This is a genomic window from Shewanella mangrovisoli (assembly GCF_019457635.1).
Classification (GTDB): Bacteria; Pseudomonadota; Gammaproteobacteria; order Enterobacterales; family Shewanellaceae; genus Shewanella; species Shewanella mangrovisoli.
Map to the genome: position 1 here is coordinate 2,352,356 of NZ_CP080412.1, position 20,868 is coordinate 2,373,223.

A 20,868-nucleotide genomic window follows, 5' to 3' on the forward strand; every position below is an offset into this window, starting at 1 on the left:
TTCTTTTGGTTTTTATTGGTTAATCGGTTGCAGTAATAGCTGCAGACGATAGTCTTGCTGTTGTTCTGGCAATAAACGGTAGTTATCGTACGGTGTTGCTCCCCAGCTATTATCGCCACCGGCACCACGTTGGCGTAAATCAAGGATCAACTCGGTCATCGGTCGTGGCTGAATATCGTTGATATGACGCTGTGCTTCTTTTGGATAATCAAAATCAGCAATGGTGTTGTGGTGCGCAGTGAAATCAAACTGTGGATCGCCAATCACTTTCAAACCCACACCAGCTTTATTGGTGATGGTCAGCCAACGGGTATCGCTGCGGTTACCGTTTTCCTGTGGGCGAATGTACGGGGTGTACAGTTCACTGACGTTAGCATGGTAAATCCCTAAATCAGCGGCATATTTGCGGTCTTGATAGTTTTCCCACGGTCCACGGCCATACCAACTGACGTGATTAAATCCATCGGGCAGCTGCATTTTAAGGCCAAAACGCGGCATTTCTGGCAGATCTTTAGCAAGCCTAGCTTGGTAATCCACTAACACTTCGCCTTTGGCTCCTACTTGATAGCTGATGCTGGCATCGCTATGTAGGGTAGGGAAGTTAATAGAGAAAGTAACCTTTGCTTTACCATTCGTTTGCTGCACATCCACATTGGTGATTTTGGCGGTCTCTACGGCGGCTTTAAAAACGACTGATTGTTCACCGAGGCGGTTGCCATAGTCTTTATCGGTCAGGGCACGCCAAAAGTTCGGGAATAACCCTTCGCCCACGTTCACCAGCTCAACTCCCTTAACTCGATAGCTTTGCAGGCGGCCAGTTTGTTTGTTAAAGGTCACTTTAACTGCATCGCTAATGACGCTCACTTCATCTGCAGTTTGTTGTAGTTCGAGCTGTTTGGCGCTAGCTAAAACCGGTGCTGCCATCGGCGTTTTGAGGAGGAACTGATCGGCGGCCATAACATGGCCTGCTGGGATCACCCCTTGTTTCGCTTTGCTGACAAACTTAAAGTCCAACAGATACTCTTTATCATCTTGATACGGATACGCTTTCAGCGCATCGACACTAATAGTGCTCGTGGTTTGAGGTTTAGTGAGCAGCGTTGGCAGTTCACCTTGCTGTACCGCGACACCGTTTTCTCGCAATGTCCATTTGCCTGTTACATTGCTTAAATCGTTGAAGAAGTTACGGTTAAGCACTTCATATTGGCCGTTATCTTTTGGGGTCACCACAATGTTTTGATAGAGCTTTTTCAGCTCATATAACGATGGGTGAGGCTCGCGATCGGAACCTACTAAACCGTTTGCTAGATAGTTGTTGGCGTTGCGGGTACCTTTGGGTTCAAAGTCACCGCCGTAGGCGTAGTAGACATTGCCGTTGGCATCGGTTTGCTCTAGCCCTTGGTCTACCCAATCCCACACGCTACCACCTTGCACTTGCGGATGTTCGTAGACAAAGTCCCATAGCTCCTTGAGATTGCCGCCAGCGTTGCCCATAGTGTGGGCATATTCCACCCAGATAAACGGTTGCTCAGGATATTTGCCCAAGTATTGAGTGCTGATTTCATTTCGGTCGGCGTACATCCAACCAATCACATCGGTCATCTTCTCTTTGAACCAAGTTTCGCGAGTTTCAAATTGCACGATGCGATTGTCTTCAATGGATTTCACGTACTGATAGGCCGCAGACATATTCGGGCCGGGGCCAATCTCATTCCCCAGTGACCAAGAGATAATGGATGGATGGTTCTTATCGCGGGCAATCATGCCGTGCACGCGGTCAAGAATCGCCGCTTTAAATTGCGGATCGTTGCCGATATTGCCCTCCGGGGTGAAGCCGTATCCGTGAGATTCGATATTAGCTTCGTCCACCACATACAATCCATATTGGTCGCACAGTTGGTACCAGTAAGGATCGTTGGGGTAATGCGAGTTACGCACTGTGTTGACGTTAAATTGCTTCATCAACTCGATGTCACGCAGCATGCTTTCACGACTAACCACTTGGCCGTGTTTCGCCTCAATCTCGTGACGATTAACTCCTTTGATTATGATGGGTTGGCCGTTAACTAACAGCTGGCCTTTTTCGATTTTTACATTGCGAAAGCCCAAACCTTGGCGCACGACTTGGTCCGCTTCGCCTTTACGGCTAAGGGTTAATACTAAGTCATAGAGCTTGGGCGCTTCGGCCGACCACGCAGCCACTTTGGCAAACTCGTGAGTCTTGTCGATGGTCTCGGTTTTCCCCGCCGCGATGGTGACATCGGTTTTGTTTTGCCACAGCAATTTATCACCGTCGTATACCGCAGCGTGCAGTGACACATCTTGGGCTTTGTTATCGCTGTTTTGCAGTTGGACGCTAAGATCAAGCAAACCATCTTGATAGCTGTTTTTCAGCGAAGTATCGGCATGGAAATCCCACAACTGTACTTTGGGGACAACTTGCAGGAACACATTGCGCTGAATACCACTCATGCGCCACATGTCTTGGTCTTCTAAGTAACTGCCATCGCTCCAGCGAAAGACTTGCAATGACAGGCTATTTTGACCTTTTTTGACGAAATCTGTGATATCAAATTCTGCGGGCAATTTGCCATCTTGGCTGTAGCCGACTTTTTTGCCGTTTACCCAGACATAGAAGGCGGACTTGACCGATCCAAAGTGCAAAATGATGCGTTTGTCCTGCCAATCATCGGCAACCGTAAAATCACGGCGATAAGAGCCCACAGGATCATATTCTGGTGCTAAAGGTTTGTTTTTGGGAAAGCCGTAACCGTGATTAACATAGATAGGATAATCATAGCCTTGCAGTTGCCAGTTGGATGGCACTTTGATTAATGGCCACTGAGACACATCGAAATCTTCTTTGAAGAAGTCCAATGGCCGCTCGGCGGGAGTTTTGACAAAGTTAAAGTGCCATTCCCCGTTGAGAGAATGGTATTGATCTGAGGCTTGCTCCTCCCCAGCCATGGCTAATGACTTACTAGGGTAGGAGATAAAATAAGCCCTGTCGGGCAATGAGTTAATGGCAAATACCGCTGGGTTTTCCCAGTCATTAAGATTTTTTGCTTGTAGTTGCTGGTACGGCACACATGACAATAAGCCGAGCACCACAGTGCACGCTCTACTGCGCTTGAAAAGATGGCTAATCATAAAGTTTCCCTAATATTAAGCGTTCACTAGTGTGTAACTATGAGGTCAGGTTTTGTGCCTGTATTATTATTTGAAGTTATACACTTGCTTTACTATTCCGTAAGCCAACTTGTAAGCCAGTATTTTGGCTTCCACTCACTTGATCTGAGCCAGTTATAGTGGATTTTTTGTCAAAGATGATTGTTGAATTTTCCCCTTGTTAGATCGAATAACCGCAAACACTATGCCGTCTGGTTTACTAGGAATCAACTTCAATATACTTAAATGTCCTTATCTTATCGGTCAGCAGGCATTGATCAGTGAATGCTTTACGCTGACAAAATAGGTGGGATTGAAAGCCTAATGTGATTGTCGTTTCAGCTTAAAATTGCAACAGCAGATGGTGTCGAGATGTTTGGCACGAAATGGGCACAAATTTAGAAAAACGGCGAATTGTGGGGGAACAGCGGTAAATGTGGACCAAACAATAAAGGCAAAATCAGGCTGAGCCGAAGGGTGGGGCATGTTTGAATGTTTTTGCAAAAAAACTAAAACAGGCTCGAAGATTTTATCTCAGGCACAAATAAAAATTAAGAATCTTGATGGAAGATTATATAAAATTGAGGTTTTAAAGGGAGTTAAAGCTAGAAATGGTACACCCGAGTGGACTCGAACCACCGACCCCTACCATGTCAAGGTAGTGCTCTAACCAACTGAGCTACGGGTGCACTGTTTACTTTTTAATAAGTAATTCACTTTTTAGACTCTGTGAAGAGAGTGGTACACCCGAGTGGACTCGAACCACCGACCCCTACCATGTCAAGGTAGTGCTCTAACCAACTGAGCTACGGGTGCATTGTTTTAATCGTTGCCTCAACACAACTTTGCGTTGTGCTTCGGAACGAGCGCTATATTAGGGGGATAGCGAAAGGCTGGCAAGCAAAAAAATGAATTTTATTGCCAAATGGTGAATTGCTGTGCAACTTGTCCAGTGTTTCAGCAAAGTTGTTGATAAAACGGCAAGTTAGACTGTGATGCGGGCCAAAATCACCCCGCGCGAGATAAAACGACGAGCCAAATGCTCGCCGTTTTATCTTTCAATCTGCTTAATGATGCACGCTGTCGCCTTCAATCAAACTTAAATGCACACCATGCTTTTGAATATAACGAAGGCGGATGAAAAACAACAGCGCCGCCGAGGTGAGGCCGGCAATTAATCCTGTCCAAAAACCATGGGCGCCCATGGCGGGTACGATAAAGTCGGTATACGCCAAGGTATAACCTAATGTCATGCCTATGCCCCAGTAGGAAAACAGCGTAATATAAAACGCACTGCGGGTATCTTTATATCCACGCAAGGCGCCGGCGGCGACCACTTGGACTGAGTCTGATAATTGATACAGCGCGGCCATCAGCATCAAACTGCCCGCAAGCACCACCACTTCTGGGTCGCTGTTATACAACTCGGCGATTTGGAAGCGGAATAACACCGTTAAGATTGCCGTCGACAAGGCCAATGAAAGCGCCAACCACAATCCGACCTTTGCCACCACGGCAGAAATATCCGCGCGATCGCGGCCAAGGTAGTAGCCAATACGAATCGAGACGGCAATACCAATCGAGAGTGGCAACATAAATACTATGGCGGAGAAGTTCAGCGCAATCTGATGACTGGCCACCACAGTCGCTCCTAATGGCGCCAACAGCAGGGCAATAATTGCAAATAGGCTCACCTCAAAGAAGAGCGCCATCGCAATCGGCATCCCAAGCTTAGTCATCTTCTTCATGGTGGCAAAATCAGGGCGATGGAACTGGCTAAAGGGCGCCAATGCGGCAAACTTTTTATGTAGCTGCATATAAATCGTCATGGCAATCAACATGGCCCAAAACACTAGAGCTGTCGCGACACCACAACCGGCGCCGCCCATGGCAGGCATGCCGAAATGACCATAGATAAAGATATAGTTCGCCGGAATATTCACCGCTAATCCCACGAATCCGATGATCATGGTCGGTAATGTGTAAGATATTCCTTCGCTGCAACCGCGTAATACCTGATAGAGCACAAATGCGGGCGCGCCCCATAAAATACCGTCGATATATCCTATGGTTAAGTTGTACAATTGGGGCTCTAAATTCATATGGCTGAGCACGAGTGGGGCGGATGCAAGAAACGCCATCACGCCAATGCCACCAATTAAGGCCAGATAAGCGCCTTGAAACGCCAGCGGTTGAATCGCTTTCTGATTATTTGCGCCATTATGATGGGCAAATAACGGCGTAAACGCCATCAGCAACCCTTGGACGAATAAGATGGCGGGTAACCAAAGACTGGTTCCTACGGCCACGGCAGCCATATCGACAGCACTGACGCGGCCCGCCATGACAGTATCGATAAACCCCATCATGGTTTGGGTTACTTGGGCGATCAACACAGGGAGTGCGAGTTGAATTAAGCGTTTGGCCTGAAAGCCTGAATGATTCATAAATACAGCCTTTAACGAATAAGCGAGCAAAAAATGTTTACTGGTATAGTTCAAGCCACCTGTGAGGTGGTTGCAATACATAAGAAAGATGGCCTAAATACCCTTGAGGTAGCGTTTAAACCTGATTTGCATGAGGGACTTGCGATTGGCGCAAGTGTGGCAAATAACGGGGTATGTCTGACGGTGACTCAGGTCGTTGATGATAGGGTATTTTTCGATGTAGTGGAAGAGACCTTAAGGTTGACAAACCTTGCCAATTTGACCGTTGGTCAGCGGGTGAACATTGAGCGTTCTTTGACGTTCGGTAGTGAAATCGGCGGTCATATCCTCTCGGGACACATTCATACCAAGGCGAAAGTGAGCCATATTAGTCACACCGAGCAGCATTATGATCTGACCTTAAGTGTCGAGCCTAAATGGATGAACTATATCCTTTATAAAGGCTTTGTCGGGGTAAACGGTTGCAGCTTAACGGTAGGCGAGGTGACCGAGAGCACTTTTATGCTGCACTTGATCCCAGAAACCCTCAAATTGACCAACTTAGGCCAGTGTCAGCTTGGAGATGAGCTAAATATCGAAATTGACAGCCAAACCCAAGCCATCGTCGACACCGTCGAGCGTGTGCTGGCCAAACGTTTTAGCGGCCAATCTTAATTAACATGCCTAGTAAATTTGCTCGTCGTCCGAGTCAATATATAACTCTATGGTTCGGCGGGCATCATCCACATGTAAACGCAGGTGGATGGGATTACAACAAATTCGGCAGTCATCGTAATAATCCTGATCGCCGCTGCTGGCATCAATACTAATATGTTGATGGTGTCCGCAGTGGGGGCAGGCAATCACTTTATTCATGATCCTCATGGCGCAACTCCTCTCTAACGAATGCTAGGGATGACACTTGTCGCTAAGCCTTCACACTGGCTTTAGTTGAGTATACAAGAATGTGCCGTGGCAACTTAGATAAAGTCGGTATCAAAATCTCTGTAACTAGATTTTTCCGTTCCGCTCAGCGCTGGATACTTTTCATTGAGATTTACCTCGCGTAAGAATCGTCGAGCAATGCGTACCGGCTAAGCTAACTCAATCCTTTACTGTCATCAGTTCGACAGGCGCCGTCGGTAGTATGCCTTCCTCTATATTGTCACTAATGGCTTGCGATAGTTGCTCTATCTGCTGCAAAAGCTCTGCGTGGATATCGGCCTGTAAGCCTATGGCGTCGAATTGTACGGCTTGGCGTTGAACCGCTCGAGGTTCAGGTTGAGTGAGTGGCGTGGGGCTAACTGCGATTGGGTTCTGGGCGACTTGGCTAAGTGCAACCGTCAATAGGATACTCGTGAACATACCAACTCCTTTGGCTTCATTATTTACAGCAATGTGACTGCTCGATAGATATGGTGGAATCTTCCAACCCACCCGCAATCATTTAACGCGCATAGCGTAGGGGCTTTAAATGACTGCCACATGAATGATTGACTGCAAAATGATGAATTCACGGTAAACTTTGTGTATTGGTATTAATAAAGAAGCTGATTTGAGTACTAAGCCTCGCAATTGGGCCATTTAACTTGCGCGCCTTAAAGACTATCCCGTAGAATAACTGTCTGCTACGCAAGGCGGCTAAGACTCCTGTACTGTCTTAACCTCGCGAGCATTCTCTTTTTACTTAATCACCATGTGGCCCTACGTGTGGGTCACCACTGGACAAGGATATTTCATGCCTGTAATTACACTTCCTGATGGTAGCAAGCGCGAGTTTGCACATCCCGTATCGACTCTCGATGTTGCCGCTGATATCGGCCCTGGTCTTGCTAAAGCCTGTATCGCTGGTCGCGTGAATGGCGAGCTCAAAGACGCTTGCGATCTTATCGAAACCGATGCTGAACTTTCTATTATTACCGCTAAAGACGAAGAAGGTATTGAAATCCTTCGCCATTCTTGCGCGCATTTATTAGGCCATGCAATCAAGCAATTATGGCCACAAACCAAGATGGCGATCGGTCCTGTGATCGATAACGGCTTCTACTACGACATCGATCTTGAGCACAAGCTAACTCAAGAAGATATCGAAGCCCTCGAAAAACGTATGCTGGAACTGGCGAAAACCAATTACGACGTAGTGAAACGCGTTGTGAGCTGGCAAGAAGCCCGTGATACCTTCGCCGCCCGCGGTGAAGAATACAAGATCGCGATTCTGGATGAAAACATCAGCAAAGATGCAACTCCAGCGCTGTATCATCACGAAGAATACACCGACATGTGTCGTGGTCCACACGTGCCAAACATGCGTTTCTGTCACCATTTCAAATTGATGAGTATTGCCGGCGCTTACTGGCGCGGTAACTCTGAAAACAAGATGCTGCAACGTATTTACGGTACTGCATGGGCGGATAAAAAAGCCCTGAGCACCCATTTAGCCCGCCTCGAAGAAGCGGCTAAACGTGACCACCGTAAGATTGGTAAGCAACTCGACCTCTACCATATGCAAGAAGAAGCACCAGGCATGGTGTTCTGGCATAACGATGGTTGGAGCATCTTCCTCGAATTAGAACGCTTTATTCGCCGTAAGTTAAATCAATACACTTACCAAGAAGTGAAAGGTCCGTTGATGATGGACCGCGTACTGTGGGAACGTTCTGGTCACTGGGATAAATACTCAGAAGCCATGTTCACAACCAGCAGTGAAAACCGTGAATACGCGGTTAAGCCAATGAACTGCCCAGGCCACGTACAGATCTTCAACCAAGGGTTGAAATCTTACCGTGATCTACCATTGCGTATGGCGGAATTTGGTTGCTGTCACCGCAATGAGCCATCAGGTTCACTGCACGGTTTGATGCGCGTACGTGGTTTTACTCAAGACGATGCCCATATCTTCTGTACTGAAGATCAAGTTCAAGCAGAAGTTAGCTCTTGTATCCAAATGGTATACGACACTTACTCGACATTTGGCTTTGAGAACATCGTTGTAAAACTGTCGACTCGCCCAGAAAAACGTATCGGTGACGATGCAATGTGGGACAGAGCCGAAGAAGCACTCAAGCAAGCCTTACGTGCGAACAATATCGAATTCACCATTTTACCGGGTGAAGGTGCCTTCTACGGTCCTAAGATTGAATTCACGCTGCACGACTGTTTAGACCGTGCATGGCAATGCGGTACTGTACAATTAGACTACGCATTACCGAGCCGTTTAGGTGCAACTTATGTCGCCGAAGATAACAGCCGTCAAACGCCTGTGATGATCCATCGTGCGATTTTAGGCTCGTTGGAGCGTTTCTTAGGTATTTTGATCGAAGAATACGCAGGTCGTTTCCCAACTTGGTTGGCTCCAATGCAAGTTGTCGTGATGAATATCACCGACAAACAGGCTGATTATGTTGAAGAAGTGGTCAAATTCTTCAAAGAACAAGGTATTCGCGCCTCATTTGACTTGAGGAATGAGAAAATAGGCTTTAAAATACGCGAGCACACCTTAAGGCGTGTTCCTTATTTATTGGTCGTTGGCGATCAGGAAATGGAAAATAAGGAAGTTGCGGTGCGTACACGTGATGGCGTTGACTTAGGTAAGATGCGAATTGAAGATTTCGCCGCTAAGATCCATCAACAAATTTCGCTCCGTAGTCTCAAATTGTTGGAGGAATAGGTCATAAAGATCAAGAAAACAGCAGGGCGTCAGCTGGCCCCTAATAGAATCAATGAAGAAATCACAGGTGTACCAGAAGTACGCTTAACCGGCATTGATGGTGAAGCTATTGGTGTGGTGAGCATCAGAGATGCTCAGAATTTGGCAGATGAAGCGGGTGTAGACCTAGTCGAAATTAGTCCAAACGCTGAACCTCCAGTATGTCGCATTATGGACTACGGTAAGTTCCTATTTGATAAAGCGAAAGCTCAAAAGGAACAAAAGAAGAAGCAAAAACAGGTTCAGGTTAAGGAAATCAAATTCCGTCCTGGAACTGACGAAAACGACTATCAGGTAAAACTACGCAACCTGATACGTTTTCTGGAAGACGGGGACAAAGCGAAAATTACGCTGCGTTTCCGAGGCCGCGAAATGGCTCACCAAAACTTAGGTATGGATCTTCTGAACCGTATCAAAACAGATTTGGATGAGTATGCAATTGTTGAATCCTTCCCGAAAATGGAAGGCAGACAAGCCATTATGGTGCTCGCGCCTAAAAAGAAATAAGTAGGGCAACCGATAAAGTAGCGAAGGCTATATGCCTTCGCTCGCCTTGCTTTTTATTTAACATCCCAATGCGGAGTTTTAGTAATGCCTAAAATGAAAACCGACAGAGGTGTAGCGAAGCGTTTTAAGAAAACCGCTAATGGTTTCAAGCGCAAGCAAGCCCATTTACGTCACATTCTGACCAAAAAGAGCACTAAGCGTAAGCGTCACTTACGTAACAAGTGTTTAGTTGCTAAAGTTGACGTTCCAGCAATCGCGCGTCAATTACCATACGCTTAATTTAGGAGATTAGAAAATGCCAAGAGTTAAGCGTGGTGTAACCGCACGTGCTCGTCACAAGAAAGTTTTAAAATTAGCTAAAGGTTATTATGGCGCTCGTAGCCGTACTTACCGCGTTGCTGTTCAAGCAGTAACTAAAGCTGGTCAATATGCTTACCGTGACCGTCGTCAGAAAAAACGTCAATTCCGTCAACTGTGGATTGCACGTATTAATGCTGCAGCTCGTCAAAATGGTCTGTCTTACAGCCGTTTCATCAACGGTCTGAAAAAGGCGTCTATCGAAATCGATCGTAAGATTTTGGCTGACATCGCTGTATTCGACAAAGTTGTATTCGCAACTTTAGTTGAAAAAGCAAAAGAAGCGTTAAACTAAGCAATTAGTTTTTCGCACTTAAGAGGGGACCATTTGGTCCCTTTTTTTGTTGCTGTGACCCGTCCCAAATAGCGTTGAGGCTTGCTTCAGGCGAGTCACAAAATACAGATAAAAAAATAGCAGGCTGATGCCTGCTATTTCTATTTGAATCACGCTAAAACTAAGAACCAGATCCGATGGTTTCTGCGCGTGATTACTTTTTAGCGTCTAAGTAACGCTCGGCATCTAATGCCGCCATACAGCCTGTACCCGCAGAGGTAATCGCTTGACGGTAATGTTGGTCCATAACGTCACCCGCGGCAAACACACCTTCGATGCTGGTTTGGGTCGCATTACCTTGAAGGCCGCTTTGCACCTTCAGATAGCCGTTGTTCATCTCTAACTGGCCTTCGAAAATCCCAGTATTTGGGCTGTGACCAATGGCCACGAACACACCGGCAACTGCTAGATCTGTGATCACGCCATCTTTGGTGCTCTTCATTTTCAGGCCCGTTACACCCATAGCATCACCAACCACTTCTTCCATGGTTTGGTCTAGGTGCAGGATAATGTTGCCGTTAGCCACTTTATCCATTAAACGATCGATAAGGATTTTCTCTGAGCGGAAAGTGTCGCGGCGGTGAATTAAGTGCACTTCCGCGGCGATGTTACTTAAATAAAGCGCTTCTTCAACGGCTGTGTTACCACCACCAATGACTGCAACTTTCTGATTGCGATAGAAGAAACCATCACAGGTCGCACAAGCCGATACGCCGCGTCCTTTGAACGCTTCTTCAGACTCCAGACCTAAGTAACGAGCTGAGGCGCCTGTCGCAATGATCAGCGCATCACAAGTGTATTCCCCGTTATCGCCTTTTAGACGGAAAGGGCGCTCAGTCAGCGTCACTTCATTGATATGGTCGAAAAGGATTTCAGTATCAAACTTTTCTGCATGCTTTTGCATACGTTCCATCAATGCAGGACCCGTTAAGTCTTCTGCATCACCTGGCCAGTTTTCAACTTCAGTCGTGGTGGTTAACTGACCACCTTGCTGCATACCTGTGATCATCACAGGCTTTAAGTTTGCGCGCGCAGCATAAACTGCGGCCGTGTATCCTGCGGGACCTGAACCTAAAATCAATAGGTTACTGTGTCTGACTTGGCTCATTTTTCTCTCCGTGCCTTTAGCAAATTGCATGGATTGTAGGGAATTTACCTGTAGGGGTAAAGCGCTGTTTGGTGATTCTTTTAGATTATGCTAATCGAATCCTAAGGCAAATTGTCAGCCTGAGTTTACTAAGGCTTTGGCTTAAACCAATTACATTAAATATCTAATCAGTTCAGAGCCTCGCAGGCATTTCAATCCAAGGCGCATTGACGCAGAAATGGTCATTCCCTTTTAAGTCAATGTAACACCGGAGTGGGATGCCTGTGTGGCTCCCAAAGGGCAGGTTTCAACGCGCTTTATACTGCGTTTAAGGCTTTCGACAGAGCGCCACTATGCCTTCAAGCCTTCGCCTTGTCTAAAGCGCGTTGAATTCCCGCTGAATGAACAGATATTTAATACGGTTGGTATTAAACCCTGCACGGGTGAAGATATTTGTGATCAGCATAAAAAATCGGCCTCAACAGAGTGAGGCCGAACAAAGCAGAGTAGGTCAGAAGGACCTAGGCTCTCATATGATTAGGCTAATAAACTTGCTGGCGCTGTGTACTCAAGATTTAATGCTTGCGCCACTTCTTTACAAACCAGTTTGCCGTGCATCACGTTCAAACCGTTCAGTAAGTGTTTGTCTTGTAACAGGGCAGCTTTATAACCTAAGTTAGCTAACTTAAGGATATAAGGCAGAGTCGCGTTATTCAGGGCGAAGGTTGAAGTGCGGGCAACAGCACCTGGCATGTTCGCGACACAGTAATGCACTACGTCATCAACGATGTAAGTTGGGTCTTGGTGAGTCGTTGCATGTGAAGTTTCCACACAACCACCTTGGTCGATTGCTACGTCAACGATAGCACTGCCTGGCTTCATGCGAGCGATCATGCTACGTGTCACAAGCTTAGGCGCCGCAGCACCTGGAATTAATACGCCACCAATCACGAGATCAGCTTCTAATACATGGCGCTCGATCGCATCGGCAGTTGAGTAAACAGCCTTAACTGCAGAACCAAATTGTACGTTTAAGCGACGCAGTGCATCGATGCTACGGTCAAGCACTACAACATCAGCACCCATGCCCACAGCCATTTGTGCAGCATTGGTACCAACCATACCACCGCCGATGATCACAACTTTTGCAGGCTCGACACCTGGTACACCGCCTAAAAGCATGCCACGGCCACCAGAAGATTTTTCCAGCGCCATCGCACCCGCTTGAATAGACATGCGACCAGCCACTTCTGACATTGGGGCTAACAGAGGTAAGCCACCACGGTCATCGGTTACTGTTTCGTAAGCGATACATACAGCACCACTTTTAATTAAATCTTCAGTTTGTGGTAAATCCGGCGCTAAATGCAGATAAGTGAATAAAATCTGGTCATGACGTAGCATAGCGCGTTCGACTGCTTGAGGCTCTTTTACCTTTACGATCATCTCTGCTTTAGCAAAGACTTCAGCAGCAGTTGCTAATATTTCGGCACCTGCATCAACATAATCCTGATCTGAAAAACCAATTCCCGTGCCGGCATTCGTTTCGACAAACACTTCATGACCTTTGATGGTCAATTCGCGAACGCTTGAAGGAACCATACCGACACGATACTCGTGGTTTTTAATTTCCTTTGGTACACCAATAATCATTTTTGAGCCTCAATTGCCTGAAAAACCCACTTTTAATGGGCATAATTGTTATTTTATCGTGACCTGAACGTGATTAATTCAGGGATATCTAGTATAGTATCGGCGACGCAGTTTATGCTGCTGAACTTTAGACATACGTAGAATAAAATGTTGTTTTAGTGATAAAGCAAGGTTAAATAAATGGCATATAATAAAAAGAGTCCTGTAAAAGACTTGGATCGCATCGATCGCAACATTCTTAATGAATTACAAATTGATGGACGCATTTCAAATGTGGAACTGTCTAAAAGAGTAGGATTAAGTCCCACTCCGTGTTTAGAAAGAGTGAAACGACTCGAAAAGCAAGGATATATCAACGGCTATACCGCCTTGGTAAATCCTCATTTCTTGGGTGCATCCCTACTGGTATTCGTGGAAATCACCTTGAGCCGTGATACTCCCGAAGTATTTGATAAGTTTAATCGCGCTGTGCAACTGTTAGATGATATTCAAGAGTGTCATCTGGTTTCTGGTGACTTTGACTACTTATTGAAGACACGTGTTTCTGATATGTCAGCTTATCGCCGTTTACTCGGTGAGACGCTGCTGAAATTACCTTCAGTGTCCGATACCCGTACTTACGTGGTGATGGAAGAAGTGAAACACACGAGTCGTGTCGCGATAAACCATCTGCTCTCCGATATTTAATACCCTGAACGTTTACAATAAGGGGCCTAGGCCCCTTATTTATTCCTACGCTCGCCGTTTCGAACTCAAAAATGACCTTGCTTAGCCCTTAGGTTTGCCAGCTTAAGGGCGAATTTTTATCTGGTTTTTATCTTCTGTTTAGCTGGTAAATTGGTTGCATAATAGTCAGTTAATGCTGAAAACCTGTGCTTTAGGTCATTAGCGCCGATTTTTTGCCTTGTACCAGTAATTCTTAGGATAAAAACGCCCTTAGATGCTCCACATTTACTGGGATTCTGGTATCGTTAGCCCACCTGTTTTCATTTTTATGGATTAAGTCGTTTGTCTCAAGGAAATAGTGTACGCACGCTCTCAGGCCTGCAGCGTCTGCTCGAAGGCGGACTCATCATTTGCTGTGTTTTAGCCACCTATATTTTGCTTGCCTTAACCAGTTTTAGTCCGTCGGATCCGGGCTGGAGCCAGTCTCATTTTCAAGGCGATATCAAAAACTGGACGGGGGCAGTAGGGGCGTGGATTGCCGACATTCTGCTGTACTTTTTTGGCGTCACCGCCTACATCATGCCGATTATTGTGGCCTCGACAGGTTGGCTGCTTTTCAAACGCGCCCATGATTTATTGGAAATTGACTACTTTTCAGTCGCACTGCGCATCATAGGTTTTCTACTGCTTATTCTTGGTTTTTCAGCATTAGCCAGCATGAATGCCAATAATATCTATGAGTTTTCCGCAGGCGGCGTGGCAGGGGATGTTATCGGCCAAGCCATGTTGCCGTATTTTAATAAGCTCGGCACAACCTTGTTGCTACTGTGCTTTTTAGGCTCGGGATTTACGCTGTTAACCGGGATCAGCTTGTTGACTGTGGTCGAGAAGGTCGGCTTTGTCTCCATTTGGTGCTTCAGAAAGCTCAAACGTCTGCCACAGGCACTAAAACGTGAGCGTGAAACCGAAGATACCCGTGGTTTTATGACGGTCGTTGATAAGTTTAAGCAGCGCCGCGATTCACAGCACCAGCTTGAAAAAGCCAGAGTGCGCGAGCCAAACGTCGCACCAAATCGCATCTTTACCACTCGCCCAGTGAAGGAAGAAAAGGAAGAAGAAGTCAGCGACGAAATCATCACCGAAGCGAGTACAGGGAAGGGCAAGCTGTCAGCTCTCGCAAAAATCTTGAGCTTAAACAGCAATAAAGCCAAGGCTGAGCCTAAAGGCCAACAACGAGTTGAGCCACAATTGGATCAAGCCAGCGCCGTGGCTGAACATGGTCATTTTGAGGCGCCGCCTTGGGTGGCTAAGCCCAAAGAAGCCGAATTAGATTTAGAGGATGAAACTGAGTTCAAGGCGCACGTTTTCGAAGATGAAGATGACGACGAACCCGTATTCCATCGTGAAACCATGCTGGATGATGAGGATGAAGACGAGTTAGGTTTCAACGATGAAGATGTCATCGATTTTGATACTAAAGCCTCAACGGGCGCGGTGACTCAGGCACAACGTAAAAAAGAAGCGCCAAAGGCGAAGATTGTCGATGGTATTGTGGTTTTACCGGGACAAGAAGATAAACCTGTTCCAGCAAAACCTATGGATCCGCTGCCAAGCATCAGCTTGCTGGATGTGCCTAATCGTAAAAAGAATCCGATAAGCCCTGAGGAATTAGAGCAAGTTGCCCGCTTAGTCGAGGCCAAGCTTGCCGACTTTAACATTGTGGCAACTGTAGTGGGGGTTTATCCCGGTCCTGTGATCACCCGTTTTGAGCTGGATTTAGCGCCAGGCATTAAAGCCTCGAAGATTTCAAACCTCGCCAATGATCTAGCACGTTCACTGCTGGCCGAGCGTGTGCGTGTGGTTGAGGTGATCCCGGGGAAATCCTATGTGGGTCTCGAACTGCCGAACAAGTTCCGCGAAACCGTGTACATGCGTGATGTACTCGATTGCGAAGCCTTTACCGAGAGCAAATCAAACCTGACCATGGTACTTGGCCAAGACATTTCCGGCGAGCCTGTGGTGGTTGATTTAGGCAAAATGCCGCACTTACTGGTTGCCGGTACCACGGGTTCGGGTAAATCTGTCGGGGTGAACGTGATGATCACCAGCTTATTGTATAAGTCTGGCCCTGAAGATGTTCGCTTTATCATGATCGACCCGAAAATGCTGGAATTATCGGTTTATGAAGGCATCCCACATCTACTCTGTGAAGTGGTTACCGACATGAAAGAAGCGGCCAATGCGCTGCGCTGGTGTGTGGGTGAGATGGAGCGCCGCTATAAGCTAATGTCTATGATGGGCGTTCGTAACATCAAGGGATATAACGCGAAGATTGCCGAAGCGAAAGCCAATGGCGAAGTGATTTTAGACCCTATGTGGAAGTCATCTGACAGCATGGAGCCTGAGGCACCAGCCTTAGATAAACTGCCATCGATTGTGGTTGTCGTCGACGAATTTGCTGACATGATGATGATTGTCGGTAAAAAAGTGGAAGAGTTGATCGCCCGTATCGCCCAAAAGGCCCGTGCTGCGGGTATCCATTTAATCCTTGCGACCCAACGTCCATCGGTGGATGTGATCACAGGTTTAATTAAAGCCAACATCCCGACACGGATGGCGTTCCAAGTGTCTTCCCGTATCGACTCCCGTACAATTTTGGATCAGCAAGGCGCTGAAACCTTATTGGGTATGGGTGACATGTTGTATTTACCGCCCGGCACCGCTGTGCCAAACCGTGTCCATGGTGCCTTTATCGATGACCATGAGGTTCACCGTGTGGTGGCTGATTGGTGCGCCCGTGGTAAACCACAATACATTGATGAGATCCTCAATGGCGTGAGTGAGGGCGAACAAGTGCTCTTGCCGGGTGAAACCGCCGAATCCGATGAAGAATACGATCCGCTTTATGATGAGGCCGTCGCTTTCGTGACCGAAACCCGCCGCGGTTCGATTTCGAGCGTGCAGCGTAAATTTAAGATTGGTTATAACCGCGCAGCACGTATTATCGAACAAATGGAAATGCAGGGCGTGGTCTCGGCGCAGGGCCATAATGGTAACCGCGAAGTGCTGGCACCGCCAGCCCCGAAACACTATTAATGTTAAGCTAGATGTCAGTTTGAACTCGCCATAATGCGGCGAGTTCAACTTTTAGTCCAAAGGATACCTATGAAAAAACTGTTGTGTGCTGTGTTGTTATCACCATTGTTATACAGCAATGCAGTATTGGCCGATGACGCAACGCAATTACGCGAAACCTTAAGCGGCACTGAGTCACTCAAGGCTGATTTCAAGCAAACCGTTACCGATATCAATAAAAAGGTTATCCAAACGGGCGCGGGGGTATTCGCACTGGCCCATCCAAACCAGTTCTATTGGCATTTAACCGCGCCCGATGAATCCCAGATTGTCGCCGACGGTAAAGATTTATGGATCTATAATCCCTTCGCCGAAGAAGTGGTGATCATGGATTTTGCCGAAGCCATTAATGCTTCGCCCGTCGCCTTATTGGTTCACCGCGATGACGCCACTTGGTCGCAATATAGCGTGGCCAAAAAGCAAGACTGTTATGAAATCAAACCTAAGGCCACGGATGCCGGGATCTTCTCGGTCAATGTCTGTTTTAACAAAGGCATACTGAATAAATTCAATGTGCTCGATGATAAAGGCAACCTAAGCCAGTTTGATTTGAGCAATCAACACAGCATTAGCGCCGCGGATAAAGCGCTGTTTAAGTTTGTGTTACCAGAAAACGTTGATGTGGATGATCAACGTCTTAAAACCCAATAGGTTTACGCGTGAGCAGTTTATCGTTTAATTTTGCGCCTGATTTTCGTCCCTTAGCCGCGCGTATGCGGCCAAGGACGATTGCCGAGTATATAGGTCAAGCCCATTTGTTGGGGGAAGGCCAACCACTGCGCCAAGCATTAGAAGCGGGCCGTGCCCATTCGATGATGTTATGGGGACCGCCGGGCACAGGTAAAACGACACTTGCCGAACTTATCGCCCATTATTCCAATGCCCATGTTGAACGCATCTCGGCGGTCACCTCGGGTGTAAAAGACATTCGCGCCGCCATCGAGCAGGCCCAAGCCGTTGCCCAATCCCGTGGCCAACGCACCTTGCTGTTTGTTGATGAAGTGCATCGCTTTAATAAGAGTCAGCAGGACGCTTTTTTGCCCTTCATTGAAGATGGCACTGTGATTTTTATTGGGGCGACCACTGAAAACCCTTCATTTGAAATCAATAACGCCTTGCTGTCACGGGCGCGTGTCTATCTTATCAAGCGCTTAAGCCAAGACGAGATAGTGCATATCATCACCCAAGCCTTAACGGATCCCGAGCGTGGGTTAGGGCAACGCCAGTTAGTCATGCCAACGGATGTGCTCAATAAGCTGGCGCAGCTCTGTGACGGCGATGCGCGCAAAGCGCTAAACCTGCTTGAGCTGATGAGCGATATGGTGGCCGATGGCGGCAGTTTTACCACTGAAATGCTGGTACAAGTCGCCGGCCATCAAGTGGCGGGGTTCGATAAAAATGGCGATCAGTTTTACGATTTAATTTCGGCAGTACACAAATCGATTCGTGGCTCGGCGCCCGATGCCGCACTGTATTGGTTTTGCCGTATTTTAGAAGGCGGCGGCGATCCGCTATATGTCGCCAGACGCTTATTAGCCATTGCCTCAGAAGATGTGGGCAATGCCGATCCTAATGCCATGACAGTCGCGCTCAATGCCTGGGATTGTTTCCACCGCGTTGGGCCTGCCGAAGGTGAGCGGGCGATTGCCCAGGCTATTGTGTATTTAGCCAGTGCGCCTAAGAGTAATGCCGTTTACACCGCCTTCAAAGCGGCGAGGGCGCTGGCCCGCGAAACGGGCCAAGAGGCCGTGCCCTATCATCTGCGCAATGCGCCGACCAAACTCATGGCGGAAATGGGTTTTGGCGCCGAATATCGCTATGCCCACGATGAACCCAATGCCTATGCTAGCGGCGAGAATTATTTCCCCGAATCCTTACAAGCATCGCAATTTTATTTCCCGACTGAACGCGGATTTGAAAAGCGGATTAAGGACAAATTGGCGCAATTAGCGCAATTAGATCAAGCCAGTGGAAGAAAAAGGTATGAATAATCTCTTACTTGTGGCCTTGGGTGGTTCCATTGGTGCGGTTTTTCGCTATCTTATTTCAATATTCATGATCCAAGTATTTGGCAGCAGTTTTCCTTTTGGTACACTGTTAGTCAATGTCCTCGGTTCATTTTTAATGGGCGTCATTTACGCACTGGGACAAATGAGTCATATCAGCCCAGAACTCAAAGCCCTGATCGGCGTTGGCCTGTTAGGCGCTTTGACAACGTTTTCAACTTTCTCAAACGAAACTTTATTGCTGATGCAAGAAGGAGATTGGTTGAAGGCGGCTTTGAATGTGGTGTTGAACCTAAGTCTATGTTTGTTTATGGTTTACTTAGGCCAACAACTGGTTTTTTCTCGCATTTAACTATTAAGAATATATCACATGTTAGATCCTAAATTTTTGCGCAACGAATTAGCAGTTACCGCTGAGCGATTAGCTACCCGTGGTTTTATTTTAGATGTCGCTCATCTCACTCAATTAGAAGAAAAACGTAAGTCACTGCAAGTGGCGACTGAAGAGTTACAAGCTTCGCGTAATGCTATTTCCAAGTCCATCGGGCAAGCAAAATCCCGCGGCGAAGATGTGGATGCCATCATGGCGCAGGTTGGCGATTTAGGTGCGCAATTAGATGCGAAGAAAGTCGAGCTGGCCGCGGTACTTGAAGAAGTGAACGCGATTGCTATGTCGATGCCAAACCTGCCAGATGAGTCTGCGCCTATCGGTGCTGATGAGACTGAGAACGTCGAAATCCGTCGTTGGGGCACACCACGCAGCTTCGATTTCCCAGTTAAAGACCATATCGATTTAGGTGAAGGCCTAAACGGTTTAGATTTTAAGAGCGCAGTGAAAATCACTGGCTCACGCTTTATCGTCATGAAAGGCCAAATCGCCCGTTTAAACCGTGCATTAGGTCAGTTCATGTTAGATCTGCATACCACTGAGCACGGTTACACCGAAGCTTACGTGCCATTACTGGTTAACGAAGCAAGCTTACTGGGTACTGGCCAATTGCCTAAGTTTGGTGAAGATTTATTCCACACCAAACCTGCGACCGAAGAAGGCCAAGGTTTAAGCCTGATCCCAACCGCAGAAGTGCCATTAACAAACCTAGTGCGTGACAGCATTGTCGATGAAGATGAATTGCCGATTAAGTTAACCGCGCATACTGCCTGTTTCCGCAGTGAAGCGGGCTCATACGGTAAAGATACCCGTGGTCTTATCCGTCAGCACCAATTTGATAAAGTGGAATTAGTGCAACTGGTTAAGCCTGAAGACTCAATGGCGGCGCTCGAAGCGCTAACTGGCCACGCTGAAACCGTACTGCAACGCCTAGGTCTGCCATACCGCACAGTGATCCTGTGTACCGGTGACATGGGCTTTGGTTCAAGCAAAACCTACGACATCGAAGTGTGGTTACCAGGCCAAAACACTTATCGCGAGATCTCTTCATGTTCAAACATGAAGGACTTCCAAGCCCGTCGTATGCAAGCCCGTTACCGTGTTAAGGCAGATAACAAGCCTGCATTGCTGCACACCTTAAACGGCTCAGGCCTAGCGGTAGGTCGTACTTTAGTCGCGATTTTAGAGAACTATCAAAATGCCGATGGTAGCGTGACGATTCCTGAAGCACTGCGCCCATACATGGGCGGAATGACTCAGATCGGTTAATTGGCGTAACACAACACCATGGATAAAGGTCAACGTTATCTTCGTTGGCTTTCCTACACCGCTGTCATCGCCGTGTTTTGCGCTGTGATGTTGGCAACCCTAGGTAAAGCCGTCTGGGTTGTGTTAGAAAACGTGAAATAGCACGACTCAAATAAAAAGGTATATT

19 protein-coding genes and 2 tRNA genes are annotated in these 20,868 nt (G+C 47.1%); 13 read left to right on the forward strand and 8 right to left on the reverse strand.

What is annotated here, in order from left to right:
• Nucleotides 1-12: 12 nt before the first annotated feature.
• The 4 genes from lacZ to K0H60_RS10295 all read right to left on the reverse strand — a co-directional run bounded on the left by lacZ (nucleotide 13) and on the right by K0H60_RS10295 (nucleotide 5,615).
• Nucleotides 13-3,150, reverse strand: coding sequence for a beta-galactosidase, LacZ type (gene lacZ / locus K0H60_RS10280; RefSeq protein ID WP_220058095.1), 3,138 nt, complete (start codon nucleotides 3,148-3,150; stop codon nucleotides 13-15).
• 630 nt (nucleotides 3,151-3,780) lie between these two features.
• Nucleotides 3,781-3,857, reverse strand: a tRNA-Val gene (locus tag K0H60_RS10285).
• A 50-nt stretch (nucleotides 3,858-3,907) separates the two neighbouring features.
• A tRNA-Val gene (locus K0H60_RS10290) sits at nucleotides 3,908-3,984 on the reverse strand.
• Between the two features lie 251 nt (nucleotides 3,985-4,235).
• Entirely contained in the window at nucleotides 4,236-5,615 is a 1,380-nt protein-coding gene (locus K0H60_RS10295) for an MATE family efflux transporter (protein ID WP_220055653.1), read from the reverse strand.
• 33 nt (nucleotides 5,616-5,648) lie between these two features.
• Between K0H60_RS10295 and K0H60_RS10300 the strand changes: the two genes are divergently transcribed.
• A complete protein-coding gene (locus tag K0H60_RS10300) occupies nucleotides 5,649-6,269 on the forward strand; it encodes a riboflavin synthase subunit alpha (protein WP_220055654.1) in 621 nt (206 codons plus the stop codon).
• A 9-nt stretch (nucleotides 6,270-6,278) separates the two neighbouring features.
• On the opposite strand, the gene K0H60_RS10305 is transcribed toward K0H60_RS10300, so the two are convergent.
• Nucleotides 6,279-6,479 (reverse strand): CPXCG motif-containing cysteine-rich protein, encoded by a 201-nt coding sequence (locus K0H60_RS10305; RefSeq protein WP_011622722.1) that lies wholly within the window; start codon nucleotides 6,477-6,479, stop codon nucleotides 6,279-6,281.
• Between the two features lie 219 nt (nucleotides 6,480-6,698).
• Nucleotides 6,699-6,959 (reverse strand): hypothetical protein, encoded by a 261-nt coding sequence (locus K0H60_RS10310; protein ID WP_258405731.1) that lies wholly within the window; start codon nucleotides 6,957-6,959, stop codon nucleotides 6,699-6,701.
• Between the two features lie 373 nt (nucleotides 6,960-7,332).
• Here K0H60_RS10310 and thrS point away from each other — a divergent pair, with 373 nt between their 5' ends.
• The 4 genes from thrS to rplT all read left to right on the forward strand — a co-directional run bounded on the left by thrS (nucleotide 7,333) and on the right by rplT (nucleotide 10,459).
• Entirely contained in the window at nucleotides 7,333-9,261 is a 1,929-nt protein-coding gene (gene thrS, locus K0H60_RS10315) for a threonine--tRNA ligase (RefSeq protein ID WP_011622724.1), read from the forward strand.
• A gap of 3 nt (nucleotides 9,262-9,264) precedes the next feature.
• Nucleotides 9,265-9,807: a translation initiation factor IF-3 gene (gene infC / locus K0H60_RS10320; protein ID WP_084294816.1), complete on the forward strand. Its 543-nt coding sequence runs from the start codon at nucleotides 9,265-9,267 to the stop codon at nucleotides 9,805-9,807.
• An 84-nt stretch (nucleotides 9,808-9,891) separates the two neighbouring features.
• Complete coding sequence (rpmI, locus tag K0H60_RS10325; protein WP_011072303.1) at nucleotides 9,892-10,086, forward strand: 50S ribosomal protein L35; 195 nt, start codon at nucleotides 9,892-9,894, stop codon at nucleotides 10,084-10,086.
• Nucleotides 10,087-10,102: 16 nt separating this feature from the next.
• Nucleotides 10,103-10,459 (forward strand): 50S ribosomal protein L20, encoded by a 357-nt coding sequence (rplT, locus tag K0H60_RS10330; protein ID WP_006081652.1) that lies wholly within the window; start codon nucleotides 10,103-10,105, stop codon nucleotides 10,457-10,459.
• 193 nt (nucleotides 10,460-10,652) lie between these two features.
• Here rplT and trxB read toward each other — a convergent pair whose 3' ends face one another.
• Nucleotides 10,653-11,606, reverse strand: a complete 954-nt coding sequence (trxB, locus tag K0H60_RS10335) for a thioredoxin-disulfide reductase (protein WP_220055655.1) — start codon at nucleotides 11,604-11,606, stop codon at nucleotides 10,653-10,655.
• A gap of 265 nt (nucleotides 11,607-11,871) precedes the next feature.
• Here trxB and K0H60_RS20550 point away from each other — a divergent pair, with 265 nt between their 5' ends.
• Complete coding sequence (locus K0H60_RS20550; RefSeq protein ID WP_258405732.1) at nucleotides 11,872-12,075, forward strand: hypothetical protein; 204 nt, start codon at nucleotides 11,872-11,874, stop codon at nucleotides 12,073-12,075.
• 47 nt (nucleotides 12,076-12,122) lie between these two features.
• Here the strand turns inward: K0H60_RS20550 and ald are convergent, their stop codons facing one another.
• Complete coding sequence (ald, locus tag K0H60_RS10340) at nucleotides 12,123-13,238, reverse strand: alanine dehydrogenase (RefSeq protein ID WP_011717031.1); 1,116 nt, start codon at nucleotides 13,236-13,238, stop codon at nucleotides 12,123-12,125.
• 180 nt (nucleotides 13,239-13,418) lie between these two features.
• Between ald and lrp the strand changes: the two genes are divergently transcribed.
• The 7 genes from lrp to K0H60_RS20555 all read left to right on the forward strand — a co-directional run bounded on the left by lrp (nucleotide 13,419) and on the right by K0H60_RS20555 (nucleotide 20,843).
• Nucleotides 13,419-13,925, forward strand: a complete 507-nt coding sequence (gene lrp / locus K0H60_RS10345) for a leucine-responsive transcriptional regulator Lrp (RefSeq protein ID WP_007647640.1) — start codon at nucleotides 13,419-13,421, stop codon at nucleotides 13,923-13,925.
• 321 nt (nucleotides 13,926-14,246) lie between these two features.
• Complete coding sequence (locus K0H60_RS10350) at nucleotides 14,247-17,000, forward strand: DNA translocase FtsK (protein WP_220055656.1); 2,754 nt, start codon at nucleotides 14,247-14,249, stop codon at nucleotides 16,998-17,000.
• A gap of 69 nt (nucleotides 17,001-17,069) precedes the next feature.
• Nucleotides 17,070-17,690 (forward strand): outer membrane lipoprotein periplasmic chaperone LolA, encoded by a 621-nt coding sequence (gene lolA, locus K0H60_RS10355; RefSeq protein WP_220055657.1) that lies wholly within the window; start codon nucleotides 17,070-17,072, stop codon nucleotides 17,688-17,690.
• Between the two features lie 8 nt (nucleotides 17,691-17,698).
• Nucleotides 17,699-19,030, forward strand: coding sequence for a replication-associated recombination protein A (locus K0H60_RS10360; protein ID WP_039976868.1), 1,332 nt, complete (start codon nucleotides 17,699-17,701; stop codon nucleotides 19,028-19,030).
• Complete coding sequence (crcB, locus tag K0H60_RS10365) at nucleotides 19,023-19,397, forward strand: fluoride efflux transporter CrcB (RefSeq protein ID WP_011622732.1); 375 nt, start codon at nucleotides 19,023-19,025, stop codon at nucleotides 19,395-19,397. The genes K0H60_RS10360 and crcB overlap by 8 nt, the downstream gene beginning before the upstream one ends.
• A gap of 18 nt (nucleotides 19,398-19,415) precedes the next feature.
• The gene (gene serS, locus K0H60_RS10370; RefSeq protein ID WP_220055658.1) at nucleotides 19,416-20,702 is read left to right on the forward strand and encodes a serine--tRNA ligase; all 1,287 of its coding nucleotides are present in this window, start codon (nucleotides 19,416-19,418) and stop codon (nucleotides 20,700-20,702) included.
• Nucleotides 20,703-20,720: 18 nt separating this feature from the next.
• Nucleotides 20,721-20,843 (forward strand): hypothetical protein, encoded by a 123-nt coding sequence (locus K0H60_RS20555; RefSeq protein ID WP_011622734.1) that lies wholly within the window; start codon nucleotides 20,721-20,723, stop codon nucleotides 20,841-20,843.
• Nucleotides 20,844-20,868: the final 25 nt, after the last annotated feature.